We start from the raw sequence: 16,218 nt of genomic DNA, 5'->3' as shown, positions 1-16,218 counted from the left end.
CCGGGATACGGGGCAGGATGGTTGAACCCCCCCGGCAACCGCACAGGAGCACAGCAGTGGCCCGCATGACACAGATGGCCGGAACCGACCTGCCCGCGGGGACGGAGTCCCTGCTTGAGCAGGCTGCCAGCCTGTGCGCCGCGCGCGCGGTCAGGCTGACGGACATGCGCCGCCTGGTGCTTGGCCTGGTGCTGGCGGCCGAGCGGCCGCTTGGTGCCTATGAACTGCTTGAGCAGATCCGTGCCAGCCGGGGCAAGCCGGTGGCGCCGCCCACGGTGTACCGGGCGCTGGATTTTCTGATGGAGCAGGGGCTGATCCACAAGATCGAGCGGCTTTCGGCCTTCGTGGGGTGCAGGCATATGCTGGAATCGGGGCATGCCTGTCACGGTCATGTCCATGCGGCGCAGTTCCTGATCTGTAGTGCGTGCGGGCGTGTGACCGAACTCGATGATCCCCATATCCTCAAGGCGCTGCTTGAGGTGACGAAGGCGCGGGGCTTTACGGTGCGGCAGACCACCATCGAGGCCGAAGGCGTGTGCGCCGCGTGTAGCTGAGGGTGGTTGAATGGACAGGCGCGGCCCTTGAGGGGGCGTGAGCCGGTATTGATGGGGCGGATGCATGGGGCACGGGCGCAAGGGCAGGATGTCAGGACTGCCGCTCATACCGACCGCCCCCCGGCACCCACGCCGCAGGCGGCCTACGGTACCCCCTGCGGCACCGCCCGCGCCCGCGGTCGCGCAGCCTGATCTGTTTGCCACGGCCCCAATGGGCCGCCCGCATGCGCTGACCTATCTTGATATTGCCGGGCTGGGGCTGACGGTCGTGTCGGCCCGCAGCCTGCGCCCTGATGACGGGCCGGATGGCTATCTTTACCATATCACCACTGCCGCCGGGATGGACACGCTGCGCGCGCGTGGCACGCTCCTGTTCTCGCCCCGCGCGCCCCTGGCGCTGACTGAACGCCCGGGCGTGCTGCCATGGCTTGCAAACATGATGGAAGTCATGGAATCGGACTGTGAAGCAGGGCATAGAGCGGATAGCCCTGTTGTTTTTAGGGTAAAACGATTTGTCATTGACAGGCTGCTGGAACATGATCCCGACCGGACGCGCGAATATGGTGTATCGTTCTTTCTCCTGACCGGCCTCGCGCGGCAGGAATAATGTGATCACCGGCAACAATAAGAATATAAAAGGACCGGATTTTAATGGAAAATCAGCCCGCGCCCGCCGTATTTGATTCGGCACGGATGCGTACCCTCATCATTGGCTGCCTCGCGGCACTTGCAGGCCTCATGGCCGGGCTTGATATCGGGGTCATCTCCGGTGCGCTCGACCTGCTCGCCGCCACCTTCCACGCCACCACCCTGCAGCAGGAATGGATTGTCAGCGCCATGATGGGCGGTGCTGCCGTTGGCTCGCTGTGCGGGGGCTGGATGTCGCACCAGATCGGGCGCAAGCATGCGCTGCTGGTGGGGGCGGCCGTGTTCGTGGCGGGCTCGTTGGCCTGTGCGCTGGCGTGGTCGATCCCGTCCATGATTGCAGGGCGGCTCATCATGGGGCTTGCCATCGGGGTGGCGGCGTTCACGGCGCCGCTCTACCTGTCCGAGATTGCAAGCGAGCAGGCGCGTGGCGCCATGATCTCGACCTACCAGCTCATGATCACGGCGGGTATCTTCATCGCCTTTCTCAGCAACACCATGTTCAGCTATACGGGCAACTGGCGCGGCATGTTCGCCGTGGCCGCCGTGCCAGGCGTGCTGTTCCTGATTGGCGTGCTGTTCCTGCCCTACAGCCCGCGCTGGCTCATGATGCGTGGCCGCCGCAAGGAAGCGCTGGAAGTGCTGGAAGACCTGCGCAACGACAAAAGCGTGGCCATGCAGGAGATCCAGAACATCAGCCGCCAGCTCCAGCAGAAGCAGCGCGGCTGGAGCCTGCTGCGCAACAACCGCAATTTCCGCCGCTCCATCTTCCTGGGCATGACGCTGCAGGTCATGCAGCAGCTCGCGGGCGTGAACGTGGTGATGTACTACGCCCCCAAGATCTTCGCGCTCGCAGGCTATGTCGGCCCCGCGCAGCTGTGGTGCACCGCCATGGTGGGGCTGGTGAACATGCTGGCCACCTTTATTGCCATCGGGCTTGTCGATCGCTGGGGGCGCAAGCCGATCCTGTATACCGGCTTCCTGATCATGGCCGTGGGCATGGGTAGCCTTGGCTTCATGCTCAACCGCCCGCATCTGGACCAGTCGGAGCAGATCATCGCGGTGTTCATGCTGCTGATCTATATTTCCGGCTTCGCCATGTCGGCGGGTCCGCTGATCTGGGTGCTGTGCTCGGAGGTGCAGCCGCTGCAGGGGCGTGACCTTGGCATTTCCATCTCCACGCTCACCAACTGGATCGCCAACATGATCGTGGGCGCGAGCTTCCTGTCGCTGTTGCAGTGGATGGGCAATGGCCCGACCTTCTGGCTGTTTGCGGGCTTCAACCTGTTCTTTGTGCTGGTCACATGGCGCTTCATTCCCGAGACGCGGGACATGTCGCTTGAAAAGATCGAGCAGCGCCTGATGGCGGGCCTGCCGCTGCGCGAAATCGGGCAGGGCGCTCCGCTGCCGGAGGAAAAATAGAAAGTTTCCGGGCGCCGCCTTTTTTCAAAAAGGCGGCGTTTTTCTTGAAGCTTTATCCGTTTTCAGTCCGGTTGCCAGCCATCGTGCTGGAGCGCAACACCGGCCAGGTACAGGCTGCCGCATATGATGACGCGGGTAGGAGGAGCATCAGGGCCAGCCTTGGCCGCAAGATGGCGCAGGGCGGCGTGCAGGGTCGGGCCTGCCATGGCGCGGCCGCCTGATGCGGCCACGATCTCGGCCACGGGCTGGGCCAAGTGCTGGCCTTCCTCCGCCACGGCCTGGATGGAAGCGGCACGCGGCAGCAGCGGGGCAAGGAAGCCTGTGGCATCCTTGGTCTGCTTCATGCCAATGACCAGATGGGTGGGCCGGTCCGCCCATTCGTCCATCACCTGCGCCAGCACGTGGCCCGCGCCGGGGTTGTGGCCGCCATCAAGCCAAAGTTCCCACCCCGAAGGCAGCAACGCCGCCAGATGGCCCGACAGGCGCTGCATGCGCGCAGGCCAGCGGGCCTGCGCAATGCCCGCCCAGCCGCTGGCAGGCATGGGCAGGCCACTGGCCCGCAGGGTGGCGATGGCCAGCCCCGCATTGTCGATCTGGTGGGCGCCGCGCAGGCCGGGTGGGGGCAGGTCCAGCGTGCCGTGGGCGTCGCGGTAGCGCAGGCCAGTGCCGTCTGCCACGGGGTCGATGAACCATTCATGGTCGCGCCGCCACAGCGGTGCGGCCTGAGCGTGTGCAGTGCGGGCAATGACCGCCATCACCTCGGCAGGCTGGCGACCGGTGGCGACCGGTACGCCGTGCTTGATGATGCCAGCCTTCTCGCCCGCAATGGCAGCCAGCGTATCGCCGAGGAAGGCTTCGTGGTCCATCGAGATGGCGGTAATGGCGCAGGCGGCCGGGCGCTGGATCACGTTGGTGGCGTCAAACCGGCCGCCCAGCCCTACTTCCACAATCGTCAGATCCGCCGGGTGGCGGGCGCTGAGCATGAAGCCTGCCGCCGTCAGCACCTCGAACACGGTAATGGGCGCGCCTGCGTTGACCTGCTCGATCTCTTCAAGCACGGCGGCGAGTTCGTGCTCGCTCACGATCTGGCCCGCAATGCGGAAGCGCTCGGTCACATGCACGAGGTGGGGCGAGGTGAGCACATGCACGCGCCAGCCTGCCGCCTCGGCCACGGCGCGCATGAAGGCGCAGGTGCTGCCCTTGCCGTTGGTGCCCGCCACATGCACGACAGGCGGCATGTGGCGCTCGGGGTGGCCAAGGCGGGCAAGCAGCGTTTCCAGCCGGGTGAGCGACAGGTCGATCAGGGCCGGATACAGCCGGTTCAGCCGTTCCAGTATCTGTCCTGTGCGGCCCACGAATTCCGGCCCGAGGGCAGGCGCTTTCATGTGCGGGGTTCCGTGGCTTCAGGCGGCGCGGGGGGCGATGTGGCGGTAGTTGAGCTGCGCTGTCAGGCGGCCAAGCACCTCGCGCAGGTCGCCGCGCTTGACCACCATGTCGAGCATGCCATGTTCAAGCAGGTATTCCGCGCGCTGGAAGCCTTCGGGCAGCTTCTCGCGCACCGTATCCTCGATCACGCGCTGGCCCGCGAAGCCGATCAGCGCATTGGGCTCGGCAATCTGCACATCGCCCAGCATGGCAAACGAGGCCGATACGCCACCCGTGGTCGGGTTGGTCAGCACCACGAAGTAGGGCAGGCCCGCTTCCTTGAGCATCTGCACGGCCACCGTGGTGCGCGGCATCTGCATCAGGCTGATCATGCCCTCCTGCATGCGCGCGCCACCTGATGCGGTGAACACGATCAGCGGTGACTGCTGCAGGATGGCCAGGCGGGCGGCTGCCAGGAAAGCCTCGCCAAGTGCTGCCCCCATGGTGCCTGCAATGAACTCGAACGCCATCACGGCCACCACCGCGTTATGGCCGCCGATCTGGCCATGGGCCACGGCCATCGATTCCTCAAGGTGGGACTTGGCGCGTTCATCCTTCAGCCGGTCGGTATAGCGCTTGCGGTCACGGAAGGAGAGCGGGTCAACCGGCACCTTGGGCAGTTCGATGCGGGTGTATTCCCCGTTATCGAACGTCCATTCCAGCCGCTCGGGCACGCTTGCGCGCATGTGGTGGCCGCAATGCGGGCACACGTTCAGTGCCTTGCGCAGGTCCTTGGTCAGGATCATCTGCTCGCATGATTCGCAGTTGGTCCACAAATTGTCCGGCACTTCCCGCTTGAGCAGGCCGCGGATCTTGGGGCGCACATATTCGGTCAGCCAGCTCATGTTGCCTCTCCCTTAAGCTTTCTGGAGGCCTGTTCCATACAGGCAGATGAACGATTGGGCCAGATTGTCATTGCAGGCACCGTTGTGGAAAATCGCCGGTGAAATGGCCCGCAAACCATAAAAAGTTTTTGGTGAAGCTTTTTTCAAAAAGCTTCGAGAGAACGCCGCCTTTTTGAAAAAAGGCGGCACCCAAGAACTTCTGTTTCTTATCAATGAATTATTTTGAGGCAGTTTTGCTCACGGCATGCACGGCGTCAGCCAGCCCACGCAACTGCTCGAGCACGGCGGGCGCGGTTTTCGCTGTGGCTTTTCCATCCGCATCCAGCGTGCCCTCAAGCGTGTTGAGCAGGGCGGAGGCCACCACGGCGGCATCGGCCACGCTTACGGCATTGGCTGCGAGTTCTGGCGTGCGGATGCCAAAGCCGATGGCAATCGGCAGGTCGGTCGCCTTGCGCAGGCGCGGCAGGGCAGCGGCCAGTTCATCGGTGCTGGCCGTGCGTGTGCCGGTTACGCCCGTGATGCTGACGTAATACACAAAGCCCGACGCGCCATTGAACACGACGGGCAGGCGGTCATCAGGCGTGGTGGGGGCGACGAGGCGGATGATGTCCAGCCCGCTGGCTGCTGCCGGGCCTGCCAGCAGGTCGGCTTCCTCGGGTGGCATGTCGACCACGATCAGCCCGTCCACGCCGGCTGCTTTCGCATCCATGCAGAAGCGTTCCGGCCCGTAGGCCTCGATGGGGTTGGTGTAGCCCATCAGGATGATGGGCGTCTCGTCATCGCCTGCGCGGAAGGCACGCACCATCTCCAGCACGCGCTTCATGGTCGAGCCGCCCTTCAGCCCGCGCAGCGCGGCCTTCTGGATGGTCGGGCCATCGGCAGACGGGTCGGAGAAGGGCACGCCCACCTCGATCAGGTCGGCACCGGCGGCGGGCATGCCGCGCAGGATGGCGAGCGACGTGTCATAATCGGGGTCGCAGGCCTCGACATAAGGGATCAGGGCGCCACGGCCCTGCGTGCGCAGGGTGGCGAAGCGGCGGGCGATGCGGCTCACAGTTTCACTCCCAGGTGTTCGGCAACGGTGAAGATGTCCTTGTCCCCCCGGCCGGAGATGTTGACCACGATGATCTGGTCTTTCGCCATGCTGGGCGCGAGCTTGGCGGCGTAGGCGATGGCATGCGCACTTTCCAGCGCGGGGATGATGCCCTCGGTGCGGGTGCAGAGCTGGAAGGCGTCAAGCGCCTCCTGGTCGGTGGCGCCCACATATTCCGCGCGGCCGATGTCGCTGAGCCATGAGTGCTCGGGGCCGACGCCGGGATAGTCCAGCCCTGCGCTGATGGAATGCGCCTCGGTGATCTGCCCGTCATCATCCTGCAGCAGGTAGGTGCGGTTGCCGTGCAGCACGCCGGGTTTGCCACGCTCGATGGAGGCGGCGGTGCGCCCGCTATCCAGCCCGCAGCCTGCGGCCTCGACGCCGATCAGCCTGACCTCGGGGTCATCGAGGAAGGGGTGGAAAATGCCCATGGCGTTCGACCCGCCGCCAATGGCCGCCACGATGGCGTCAGGCAGGCGGCCTTCGGCGGCCATGATCTGCTCCCTGGTTTCCACGCCGATGACGGACTGGAAGTCACGCACCATCTGCGGGTAGGGGTGCGGGCCTGCCACGGTGCCCACCAGGAAGTAGGTGTCATGCACGTTGGTCACCCAGTCGCGCATGGCCTCGTTCATGGCATCCTTGAGCGTGCCCGCGCCCGCCGTGACGGGAACCACCTCGGCGCCGAGCAGCCGCATACGGAACACGTTGGGCTTCTGCCGTTCGACATCGGTAGCCCCCATGTAGATGGCGCATTTCATGCCGAACAGCGCGCACACGGTGGCGGTGGCAACACCATGCTGGCCCGCCCCTGTCTCGGCCACGATGCGCGTGCGGCCCATGCGGCGGGCAAGCAGGATCTGGCCCATGACGTTGTTGAGCTTGTGCGAGCCGGTGTGGTTCAGCTCCTCGCGCTTCATGTAGATCTTTGCGCCACCAAGCTGCGCGGTCATGCGGCGGGCAAGCCACAGCGGGCTGGGACGGCCAACGTAATCCTTGAGGTAGTAATCCAGTTCGCGGTGGAATTCGGGGTCGGCCTGGGCGGTCCTGTAGGCGGCGTCCAGTTCCAGCAGGAGCGGCATCAGGGTCTCGGCCACGAAACGGCCCCCGAAAATGCCAAAACGGCCGCGTCCGTCCGGCCCGCTGCGCAGGCTGTTGGCGCCTGCCTGTGTGTCTGTTGCGCTCAACTTCTCTACTCCGCAAGAAATAGGTGCGTGGCTCAGGGGTTTGGTCATGCAGCCGTCCCGGGCTGCCGTGTCATGCGGTTCTGGACTGGATGGCGATAAAATACCAGCCCCCGCAGGCCGGTAGCGCCGTGTCACGATTTGACATGTTTGTTCGGGCATGATGGATGAACAACGACAGGAACCAACGAAAGACAGCCCATGTTTCTAGCGCATCATCCCGGCGCACCGGCCCGCACCGTGACTACGGCGGCGGATGCGACAGGTGCGGCATGGCTGGACCTGCTTGACCCCACGACTGATGAGGAGGCCCTGGCCGCCCGGATTACGGGCCTGCGCATTCCCACCCGCGCCCAGCTTGACGAGATCGAGAGTTCATCGCGCCTGTTCATGGAAGGGGATGCCGTCTATCTCTCCACGCCGCTGGTGCGCAAGACACCGGATGACTTTTTCGTCTCTCCTGTCGGTTTCGTACTCATGCATGAGCGGATCCTGACCATCCGCTATACCGGCTTCAGCGCGTTTGACGTGGTGGCGCGGCAGGTGGCGGGGCAGGACACGCCGCTCAGCGCCAACGAGGCGGGGATCATGCTGCTCGAGGCCATTGTGGACCGGCTGGCCGATATTCTGGAGCACCTGGGCCAGTCGCTTGATGGCATGTCCAAGGATGTCTTTCAGTCCGAGACCCCGAGCCAGGCGCAGGCGGCCAACCTGCTGCGCAACATGCTGCGCCGGGTGGGGCGGTCGGGCGACCTGAGTTCCTCCGTGCGCGACAGCCTGCTTGGGCTTGAGCGGATCTCGATCTTTCTGGGCGAGAGCAAGCGCCATGACCTGAGCGAGCGGCTGCAGGCGCGGCTGGGCACGGTGGGGCGTGATATCCGCTCGCTCAACGATTTCGTGTCACAGACCGCCAACAAGGTGCAGTTCCTGCTGGATGCAACGCTGGGCTTTATCAGTATCGAGCAGAATAACGGCATGAAGATCCTGACCGTGGTCAGCTTCATTGGTGTCGCGCCCACGCTGGTGGCGGGTATCTATGGCATGAATTTCCATGATATTCCCGAACTCAACTGGAAATACGGCTACTGGTATTCCCTGATTCTCATGGCTGCCACGGTGGTGTTGCCGCTGCTCTGGTTCTGGCGGCGTGGCTGGCTGGGCAAGCAGTAAATATGACGAACCCGGTTTAAAATAATTGCATCTCTGATATTAGGCAGTCGAATCAAGGTTTTAGAAGGATAATAATTGGCATAAAACAAATTTTATGATTTATCAGGCGCAGCGGCTCCTGCCCGTGTCTGTCATGCCGGGAAGGGAGAAAACCGTATGAAACTGAACCACAGGGTTGGTTGTTTTCTGGTGATCGCCACTGTTTTGACTGGCGTGTCGACAGGTGCCCATGCGCAGGTCCAGATCTTCTCGGGGATGAAGAAGCACGATACGGGTTTTGCGCACTGGCTGAGCGACATTACCCTGACCGGACAGATCGAAGGCGGCATCATGGCCAATCCTGCCCGCCCCCAGCCCGGCTACAACTTCGGTGATTTCTTTGCCGACCATGCCAACCAGGTGCAGCTCAACCAGTTGGAATTTACCCTGAACAAGGCAATTGATTCCAGCGTGAACAAATACCAGGTCGGTTTCACGCTTGAGGCCATGTATGGCTCCGATGCCCGTTACTACCATCTGGTCGGTGTCAGTGACCGGGAGTGGAACGACCGCTACCAGCTTATTCCCGCCCAGGCGCATATGGATGTACATCTGCCCTGGGTCACCAAGGGCGGGCTGGACATGCAGGCGGGCATCCTGCAGGCCCCGATGGGGGTGGAAGGACTCGATCCCGCCTCCCGCGCGTTCTACACGCTGGCCTATACATCTGAATATTCCGTGCCGTTCCAGCATGTGGGGGCGATGTTCAACTGGCATGTCACCCCCATGGTCGATGTGACTTTCGGCATTGATACCGGCAACCAGACAACGTTTGGCAAATCGGACAACAACAGCGCACCTGCGGGCTATTTCGGCTTCAACCTGAACAACCTTGCCCATGGCAAGCTGCGGATTGTGGAACTGAGCCGCGTGGGACCGGAGAATTCGTGGCAGCTGATTGGCCATTACGAGGCTGACCACACCAACCGCTTCTGGAACGACATCAACGCCACCTATCAGGTCAATGACCGCCTGACCCTGACGGCCGAGTTCAATTACCTGCATGATGAAGGTGTGCGCGGCATCGGAGCCCGGGGGCAGTTTGCCGGGGCGGATGCGGAAAGTTTTGTCAGCTTTTTGAGCTACAAGGTCAATGACAGCCTGACCTTCAACTACCGCGGCGAAATCTACCGCGATAACAACAACTCCATGGTGGCCACCTTCATAGGCAACAACTCCTATATGGAAGCCATTGCCGGAACGGGCGGCATGGTCATGACCGGTCCGTCGTCTTCAAGCCACGGCACGACCTATGGCGAAATGACGCTGAACATGAGCTACCGCCCGAACCTCGGCCATCATGTGCGCGTGTTCCAGATCCGCCCGGAAATCCGTTTTGACCGCGCCCTCAACAGCACCACGCCGTTCAATGGTGGCCGTAATAACGGCATGTTCACCTTTGGTGGTGATGCGGTTATCGGGTTTTAAGTCCGGACCTGGAAAGAATATACGTTTTTGGGTGCCGCCTTTTTGCAAAAAGGCGGCGTTCTCCGAAGCTTTTGGAAAAAAGCTTCGTATTTTCTGAGCCAAATTTTCAAACAGTCTCTTGCCGTGCGGCATGAAGACTATTTTTGCCTCCTGTACAGCATTTCCATGCGTTTCATGGCCTGGAGCCTGTCATCTATTGAAAGGGCCCTGTAGAGGTTGATGATGTTTTCTTCGTCCTTTGTAATGGACATCTGGGTTTTTTCGCTATTCTGCCCATTGAGGAAGACTTCCTCGCTGATACCAAAAATCTTCGCGATACGGGGCACATGCCTGCTGATCCTGTTGGGGCGCCCCGTTTCCCAGAACCCGACGGCGGTGCGCGAGACGCCGAGCATGTTGGCCAGATCCTGCTGGCTCAGCCCTGCCGCCTTGCGCAGGAGCTGGATCCGCTGCCCGATTTCACGCGATGGGGAGAACCCATGCATGCTCGCAGCACTCAGCCCATCATTGGACACGGCCTGACTTTGCTGGATCCATTTACGAAATCCCATGATCGTGGTGGTCTGATAGGTCAGGAAACGGCGCCTTGAGGTCTGTTTGTGAAACGAGACCTGCGTCTCCCCCACTTCATCAATGCCACGTATTTCGCGGCGGGGCGGCGCGCCGGTCCAGACCTGTCCGGCTTTGAGGGTAAAGAGTGCATTCATGTGACCGGTCGGTCCCTGCGCCCGTTCAGGGGCGCAGGGATCCTCTTTCACGCTGTCAGGGCCTGTGGCTGGGGGGCGGAACTGATGGCATAGGGGCCGCCTGCAAGGATTTCGAGGCAGAGCAGCCCCATGAGCGTGGGGTGCCGGGTGCCGAGAGACATGCTGGCCTGCCCGTCCGTCCAGCGGCAGGGAACATTTTCTGGCGCGTACCAGCCATCATGCCAGCCTTCGGGTGCTTCATTGGCAAGATGGGTGGTAATGGGACGGGCCACGCTGCCTTCAAACAGTTTGATGTCCCTGATCAGAACGCCAAGCTGGCGGCGGTCGTCGATATAGGGGCCGATCGTGTCCGATGGGCGGCTGGTGCGCGACATGATGCGCACGCTCTCCACCCCCGGCGGGATCATGAAAAAGGCAAATCCGTTTGCCTCGCGCATCTTGTGGATGATGGCGCCGGTTTGTGTCAGCAGGTGCAGGTCGGCCTCGTCCGTCATGGTGGCGGCTTGTGTCTGGGGCGCATGCCCTGAAGCCGCCGCACGGGCCGCGATCTGGCGGAATAGGGGCTCGACAAAACCCGGTGATACGTCAAGCGGTGCGGCGGCGTGTGCCCATGTCAGGTTGCGGCTGCCACTCAGTAAAACGACATTGTCTTTCTGCACGAAGGCGCGGCGGTTGCCGGTATCGAGATAGCTTTCGGTCAGCATGCCATCAGCGATGATGACCGCGTGTTCCTGCGTTTCAATGTGGTAGTAATCGTAGGACGTGATCGCGCGATCATAGAAGATGGACGTGTTATTGACGAGCATGCGCGCGGGCACGAACCGGCCCTCGAAATACAGGCAATGCTCCGCCGTAATCAGCATGTCCTTGTAGGGCACGCCCGCGCTTATGGCATCCTTGAGGATACGGACCGGGTAACCCGCTTCATCATCGGGCAATTCAGGGCGAACCATGGCATGCGCCCTGCCTGCCCATGTAATGGTACGGGGCTGGGGTGTGTCATTCACCATGGCGATGATGGTGTCGCCCGCGCACAGGTCTTCAACGGCAATGTCAGCGTCCGGGGTGCGGATCATGGAGCCGGCGAGGAAGCACACCAGCACCGTGCCTTCCCCATCCGCATCGGCCACGGTGGAGACGTAACCGGCGGCCTGCGGGTCGGTGTCCTGATACTGGCCCTGTAGCGCCAGCGTATCACCATTGGAGAAGGTGAGGGTGGATGTGCCAAGCAGGCCATCATAGCTGACGCCGGTTACCGTTGCGGGGGTGCCATCATTCTCCACGATAATGGAATCACCACTGCCGAAGTTATTGATGGATGCGCCCGACAGCAGCGCAAGCCCCGTGTCGGAACCGGCAAGGTTGAGCGTGCCGCCGCCGCTGCCAAAGTTGATGGTAGCGCCCGTCAGGGCGGAAATGATGCCAGACCCGTTGAACGTGCCGCCATTTGTCAGGTTGATTGTCACCCCGCTTGCCGCGTTCAGCAGGCCGCCAGCCAGCGCTACCGTGCCCCCGTTTGCATCAAGGGTGGTTGTGGTTAGCGCGTTTACGGCGCCCGCGCTGACCGTCACGACCGTATTCTTTTCAGCGGTGACGGTAAAAGTGGCAGCGGCGGTGACGGGCAGGTCAAGCAGGCCCGCGAGGTCGATTGTCGCATCGACGGGTTTGCCGTCTGGCGAGGAGACGGTGATGTCCGCAGGTGAAAGAATGCCGAGCAGGCCCCCTGGGTCCAGTGTATATGAGCCGCTTTTGGTTACGGTGTTGCCTGTTCCATAATAAACGCCGAGAACATCGGACATATTCGTGCTCCTGAATCTGGATGGCCGGAATATTTTCTTTTTGAATTTGCAGAATATGCGCCAATGAATAATATTTACTTAAAAATATAATTATGCTTTCTTTTTGTAAGCACTGTATGAACATTTATATGGAAATTTGGGCTTAGTGACTGTTTGAAAACAAATTCTTTATAGGAAACAATAGAAATTTTGGGGTGCTGCCTTTTTTCAAAAAGGCGTCATCAAACACTTCTATTAATGTGACAGCCCTGTTGGGGCTGTAAGGGTTTCACGCCGGTCGCGCGTTGCGCGCCCTGTTGCCGTTCCGGGTCATTCCTGCTGTGGTCATTGTCCTGAACGGGCAGCAGGCTTTTTAAAATGAAATGAACTGTTCCGGTATCCTGCAGATATCGCTTGTGCGGCCTTTGGAAAGAATTTCGTTTATCGGCAGGGAATCCAGATCTATATTCCTTTTACTATTCATCAGATGATGGAATTTGTTGATCAGCTCTTCATCGCTACAGCGTTGATGGGCTCCCTGGCCGTTCTGCACGGATGCCCTGCTCCAGTTGAGGGCGCGCGTCAGGGCAAGTCGCCTGAGGCTGACATCAAGGTCCATGTTTTTCATATGAAACAGCCATAGATCGAGATCGAGATAGGAAGGCTGGTCGCATTCATGAAATCCCGGTGCCCATGAAACCGGAACATAGGATATGACGGGTTTGGATTCCCACGGGTTGATGAACCCGAACGAACGCTGCTCAAGTAGCGGCAGGGAGGGGATGATGGCAGGCATGTTCGGCCGTTCGGGAAAGACATCAACGCCCACGGCACGGATTACGGTGTGATTGCGGCGCTTTTCCAGATAATCCGGTAGTGATGGAAACAGGTCGGTGCGCGGGACCAGAAATTCATCGCAGTCCACATAGATTACAACATCAAAAAACGAGAGAAGGGACTCATGCAGTCGGCTGATCATGCCAGCCCGCTGTCCGTCATCAAAACAGTCGCGCGGAATACGCAGCCTGTTGCACGGCAGGGCATCGGTCGAGCCATCGGTGCTGCCATGATCGATGACATAGAGATTTTCCATCCCGACCTGCCGACCATAATACGCACACCATAACGGTAGAAAATAATTTTCATTGTAAACCATGGTGATGATCGCGGCGCGAAACGACATCCGTCTCTCCTGAAGAGGCCGAAAGGAGAGGGATTGTACGGATCAAAGCTTAACAATTCATACATCGCCCGGTAGTGCGCGGGCTACGGTTCATGGCGCAGTGATGCAAAAGCTTGACGGAAAGGGCATGAATGCCTATAGTTGAGCCAATTCTGACAGGGTGCTTTCTGCGCGGTCAGGATTCCTGCCTTATCAGTTAAGCAGCATCGACAGTTTGATAAAAACAATGGTCAGGCGCCGGTTCCGGCATGCCTTTTCCCTCTGATGGCTGACTTTTCTTTCCCTCCGTGAACTGCCCACTTATAGGCACATCCTGCATGCAACTCGCCGAACTCAAGGCCAAAACTCCAGCAGACCTTCTGGCTTATGCTGAAAGTCTGAATATTGAAAACGCATCATCTCTTCGCAAGCAGGAGCTGATGTTCACGATCCTCAAGACGCTGGCCGATAATGACCAAGCCATCTATGGGGACGGCACGCTTGAAATCCTGTCCGATGGATTTGGCTTCCTCCGCTCGCCCGAGGCCAATTACCTGCCGGGGCCGGATGATATCTACATCTCCCCCAGCCAGGTCCGCCGCTTTGGCCTGCGCACTGGTGATACGGTGGAAGGCCAGATCCGCGCCCCGCGCGATGGCGAGCGGTATTTTGCGCTGCTCAAGGTCAACGCCATCAATTTCGAGCCGCCCGAGGCGGTGCGCCAGCGCATCAACTTTGACAACCTGACCCCGCTCTACCCCGAGCGGCGGCTGAAGATGGAAGTCGAGAACTCGGCCGTGGGCGGCGCTGAAGCGCCAGTGCCCACCGGCAAGGGGAAGGGCAAGACCCCGAACCGCGATTTCACCTCCCGCGTGATCGACCTTGTCTCGCCCATCGGCATGGGGCAGCGCGCGCTGATCGTGGCCCCGCCGCGCACCGGCAAGACTGTGATGCTGCAGAGTATCGCCTCTTCCATTTCCGCCAACCACCCCGAAGTCTTCCTCATCGTGCTTCTGATTGACGAGCGACCCGAGGAAGTGACCGACATGGCGCGCTCCGTGCGCGGCGAAGTGGTATCCTCCACCTTTGACGAGCCCGCCACCCGCCATGTGCAGGTGACCGAAATGGTGCTCGAGAAGGCCAAGCGCCTTGTCGAGCACAAGCGCGACGTGGTGATCCTGCTGGATTCCATCACGCGCCTGGCCCGTGCCTACAACACGGTCGTGCCCTCATCGGGCAAGGTGCTGACCGGTGGCGTGGACGCCAATGCGCTCCAGCGCCCCAAGCGCTTCTTCGGTGCGGCCCGTAACATTGAGGAAGGGGGATCGCTGACCATCATCGCCACCGCCCTGATCGATACCGGCAGCCGCATGGACGAGGTCATCTTTGAAGAGTTCAAGGGCACCGGCAACTCGGAACTGATCCTTGACCGCAAGCTGGCCGACAAGCGCACCTTCCCCGCGATCGACATCACCAAGAGTGGTACGCGCAAGGAAGAACTGCTGGTTGATCGTGCCGATCTGGCCAAGATGTGGGTGCTGCGCCGTATCCTTGCGCCGATGGGCACGATGGATGCGATGGACTTCCTGCTCGACAAGCTGAAATACAGCAAGACCAACCACGACTTCTTCGATGCGATGAATACCTGATCGCATTACAGCAGGTGCCAGAGCAAAACCCCGGCCGAAAGGCCGGGGTTTTTTCATTGGAAATTTTTGGTGAAGCTTTTTTCAAAAAGCTTCGAAAGAAACGCCGCCTTTTTGAAAAAAACCAGCGCCCAAAAACTTTTATCAGGGCAGCAGGATGGTGCTGCCGGTGGTCTTGCGCGATTCCAGCGCGATATGCGCCTGTGCGGCATCCTTGAGCGCAAAGGACTGGCCGATGCGCGGCGTCAGCACGCCTTTCTCGACAAGGGCAAACAGTTCACGCGCCGCATGCTCAAGGGCTGGGCGCTGGGCAATATAGGTCATGAGCAGGGGGCGGGTGAGGTACAGGCTGCCGTGGCTGGCCAGCGTGCCGACATCCACCCCCGTCACGGCACCTGTGGCATTGCCGTAGCTGACCATCAGCCCCCGTGGCCGGAGGCAGGACAGGCTGGCCTCGAACGTAGCCTTGCCGAGACTGTCATACACCACGGGCAGCATGCGGCCTTCGGTCAGGGTGCGGACCTGTTCGACGACATTGTCGGTGCCGATGATGACATCCGCCGCGCCATTGGCCTTTGCCAGTGTGGCTTTTTCCGGGGTGGAAACCACGCCAATCACGCGCGCGCCCAGATGCCGCGCCCACTGGCACATGAGCAGCCCCACGCCGCCTGCCGCCGCATAGACCAGAATATCATCGCCCGGCTGCACGCGGTACACCTCGCGCAGCAGCATGTGCACGCTCAGCCCGCGCAGCATCATGGCGGCGGCTGTCTGGGTCGTGATATCGGGTGGCAGCACTACGACCCGGTCTGCCGCGATGGTGCGCAGGGTGGCGTATCCACCCGGCGTTGCGGGGTAGGCCACCCGCATGCCGACCTCCAGCCCCGTTACGCCTTCACCCACCGCCGTGATGGTGCCAGCCCCCTCCATGCCGGGGATGGCGGGCAGGGAGGGGAATTTGTACAGCCCGCTGCGGAAATAGGTATCAATGAAATTGACACCAATCGCCTCCTGCCGCAGCACGACCTCGCCGGGGCCGGGTGTCGGGACAGGCAGCGTTTCCACGCGGAGCACATCAGGCTCCCCATAGTCATGCACGCGGATGACGGTATTCATGATC

The 16,218-nt window shown here is 61.1% G+C and carries 14 protein-coding genes; 6 read left to right on the top strand and 8 right to left on the bottom strand.

The genetic code is table 11. The annotated features are described in order from the left end of the window. The first annotated feature begins 56 nt into the window (after nucleotides 1–56). The 3 genes from QEG70_RS05460 (at nucleotide 57) to QEG70_RS05450 (ending at nucleotide 2,621) form a co-directional block, all read left to right on the top strand. Nucleotides 57–554 (top strand): transcriptional repressor, encoded by a 498-nt coding sequence (locus QEG70_RS05460; protein WP_374762550.1) that lies wholly within the window; start codon nucleotides 57–59, stop codon nucleotides 552–554. Nucleotides 555–642: 88 nt separating this feature from the next. Further along, the gene (locus QEG70_RS05455; protein ID WP_308719729.1) at nucleotides 643–1,161 is read left to right on the top strand and encodes a hypothetical protein; all 519 of its coding nucleotides are present in this window, start codon (nucleotides 643–645) and stop codon (nucleotides 1,159–1,161) included. Between the two features lie 44 nt (nucleotides 1,162–1,205). After that, on the top strand, nucleotides 1,206–2,621 hold the full coding sequence (locus QEG70_RS05450) for a sugar porter family MFS transporter (protein ID WP_308719728.1): 1,416 nt from the start codon (nucleotides 1,206–1,208) through the stop codon (nucleotides 2,619–2,621). Between the two features lie 62 nt (nucleotides 2,622–2,683). On the opposite strand, the gene QEG70_RS05445 is transcribed toward QEG70_RS05450, so the two are convergent. The 4 genes from QEG70_RS05445 to trpB form a co-directional block, all read right to left on the bottom strand. After that, nucleotides 2,684–4,006, bottom strand: a complete 1,323-nt coding sequence (locus QEG70_RS05445) for a bifunctional folylpolyglutamate synthase/dihydrofolate synthase (RefSeq protein ID WP_308719727.1) — start codon at nucleotides 4,004–4,006, stop codon at nucleotides 2,684–2,686. A gap of 18 nt (nucleotides 4,007–4,024) precedes the next feature. Further along, nucleotides 4,025–4,891, bottom strand: a complete 867-nt coding sequence (gene accD / locus QEG70_RS05440) for an acetyl-CoA carboxylase, carboxyltransferase subunit beta (protein WP_308719726.1) — start codon at nucleotides 4,889–4,891, stop codon at nucleotides 4,025–4,027. Between the two features lie 217 nt (nucleotides 4,892–5,108). Continuing rightward, nucleotides 5,109–5,945, bottom strand: coding sequence for a tryptophan synthase subunit alpha (gene trpA, locus QEG70_RS05435; RefSeq protein WP_308719725.1), 837 nt, complete (start codon nucleotides 5,943–5,945; stop codon nucleotides 5,109–5,111). Further along, the gene (trpB, locus tag QEG70_RS05430; protein ID WP_308719724.1) at nucleotides 5,942–7,171 is read right to left on the bottom strand and encodes a tryptophan synthase subunit beta; all 1,230 of its coding nucleotides are present in this window, start codon (nucleotides 7,169–7,171) and stop codon (nucleotides 5,942–5,944) included. Before trpB ends, trpA begins: the two co-directional genes overlap by 4 nt. A gap of 198 nt (nucleotides 7,172–7,369) precedes the next feature. Here trpB and QEG70_RS05425 point away from each other — a divergent pair, with 198 nt between their 5' ends. Then, nucleotides 7,370–8,338, top strand: a complete 969-nt coding sequence (locus QEG70_RS05425; protein WP_308719723.1) for a magnesium transporter CorA family protein — start codon at nucleotides 7,370–7,372, stop codon at nucleotides 8,336–8,338. Between the two features lie 255 nt (nucleotides 8,339–8,593). Beyond that, nucleotides 8,594–9,805 (top strand): outer membrane beta-barrel protein, encoded by a 1,212-nt coding sequence (locus QEG70_RS05420; RefSeq protein WP_308719868.1) that lies wholly within the window; start codon nucleotides 8,594–8,596, stop codon nucleotides 9,803–9,805. Between the two features lie 137 nt (nucleotides 9,806–9,942). Here QEG70_RS05420 and QEG70_RS05415 read toward each other — a convergent pair whose 3' ends face one another. The 3 genes from QEG70_RS05415 to QEG70_RS05405 form a co-directional block, all read right to left on the bottom strand. Further along, nucleotides 9,943–10,512 carry a helix-turn-helix domain-containing protein gene (locus QEG70_RS05415; protein ID WP_308719722.1) on the bottom strand — a complete coding sequence of 190 codons (570 nt, stop codon included), beginning with the start codon at nucleotides 10,510–10,512 and terminating at the stop codon, nucleotides 9,943–9,945. A gap of 47 nt (nucleotides 10,513–10,559) precedes the next feature. Then, nucleotides 10,560–12,311 carry a Hint domain-containing protein gene (locus tag QEG70_RS05410; protein ID WP_308719721.1) on the bottom strand — a complete coding sequence of 584 codons (1,752 nt, stop codon included), beginning with the start codon at nucleotides 12,309–12,311 and terminating at the stop codon, nucleotides 10,560–10,562. Between the two features lie 352 nt (nucleotides 12,312–12,663). After that, complete coding sequence (locus QEG70_RS05405; protein WP_308719867.1) at nucleotides 12,664–13,446, bottom strand: glycosyltransferase family 2 protein; 783 nt, start codon at nucleotides 13,444–13,446, stop codon at nucleotides 12,664–12,666. A gap of 344 nt (nucleotides 13,447–13,790) precedes the next feature. On the opposite strand from QEG70_RS05405, the gene rho reads away from it, so the two are divergent. Continuing rightward, complete coding sequence (gene rho / locus QEG70_RS05400; RefSeq protein ID WP_061275141.1) at nucleotides 13,791–15,101, top strand: transcription termination factor Rho; 1,311 nt, start codon at nucleotides 13,791–13,793, stop codon at nucleotides 15,099–15,101. Between the two features lie 141 nt (nucleotides 15,102–15,242). On the opposite strand, the gene QEG70_RS05395 is transcribed toward rho, so the two are convergent. After that, entirely contained in the window at nucleotides 15,243–16,214 is a 972-nt protein-coding gene (locus QEG70_RS05395) for a quinone oxidoreductase family protein (RefSeq protein ID WP_308719720.1), read from the bottom strand. Nucleotides 16,215–16,218: the final 4 nt, after the last annotated feature.

The sequence above is a fragment of the Komagataeibacter xylinus genome (assembly GCF_031081985.1).
GTDB lineage: Bacteria > Pseudomonadota > Alphaproteobacteria > Acetobacterales > Acetobacteraceae > Komagataeibacter > Komagataeibacter xylinus_E.
Note: the sequence above shows the minus strand (reverse complement) of the source record. Positions and strands in the feature narration are given on the sequence as shown.

Excerpts from the sequence above, each read along its gene's own strand:
- QEG70_RS05420 (WP_308719868.1), top strand. The coding sequence starts at position 8,594 with ATGAAGAAGCACGATACGGGTTTTGCGCACTGGCTGAGCGACATTACC.
- QEG70_RS05425 (WP_308719723.1), top strand. The coding sequence starts at position 7,370 with ATGTTTCTAGCGCATCATCCCGGCGCACCGGCCCGCACCGTGACTACG.
- rho (WP_061275141.1), top strand. The coding sequence starts at position 13,791 with ATGCAACTCGCCGAACTCAAGGCCAAAACTCCAGCAGACCTTCTGGCT.
- QEG70_RS05445 (WP_308719727.1), bottom strand. The coding sequence starts at position 4,006 with ATGAAAGCGCCTGCCCTCGGGCCGGAATTCGTGGGCCGCACAGGACAG.
- QEG70_RS05405 (WP_308719867.1), bottom strand. The coding sequence starts at position 13,446 with ATGGTTTACAATGAAAATTATTTTCTACCGTTATGGTGTGCGTATTAT.
- QEG70_RS05415 (WP_308719722.1), bottom strand. The coding sequence starts at position 10,512 with ATGAATGCACTCTTTACCCTCAAAGCCGGACAGGTCTGGACCGGCGCG.
- QEG70_RS05410 (WP_308719721.1), bottom strand. The coding sequence starts at position 12,311 with ATGTCCGATGTTCTCGGCGTTTATTATGGAACAGGCAACACCGTAACC.
- QEG70_RS05395 (WP_308719720.1), bottom strand. The coding sequence starts at position 16,214 with ATGAATACCGTCATCCGCGTGCATGACTATGGGGAGCCTGATGTGCTC.
- accD (WP_308719726.1), bottom strand. The coding sequence starts at position 4,891 with ATGAGCTGGCTGACCGAATATGTGCGCCCCAAGATCCGCGGCCTGCTC.
- QEG70_RS05450 (WP_308719728.1), top strand. The coding sequence starts at position 1,206 with ATGGAAAATCAGCCCGCGCCCGCCGTATTTGATTCGGCACGGATGCGT.
- QEG70_RS05455 (WP_308719729.1), top strand. The coding sequence starts at position 643 with ATGTCAGGACTGCCGCTCATACCGACCGCCCCCCGGCACCCACGCCGC.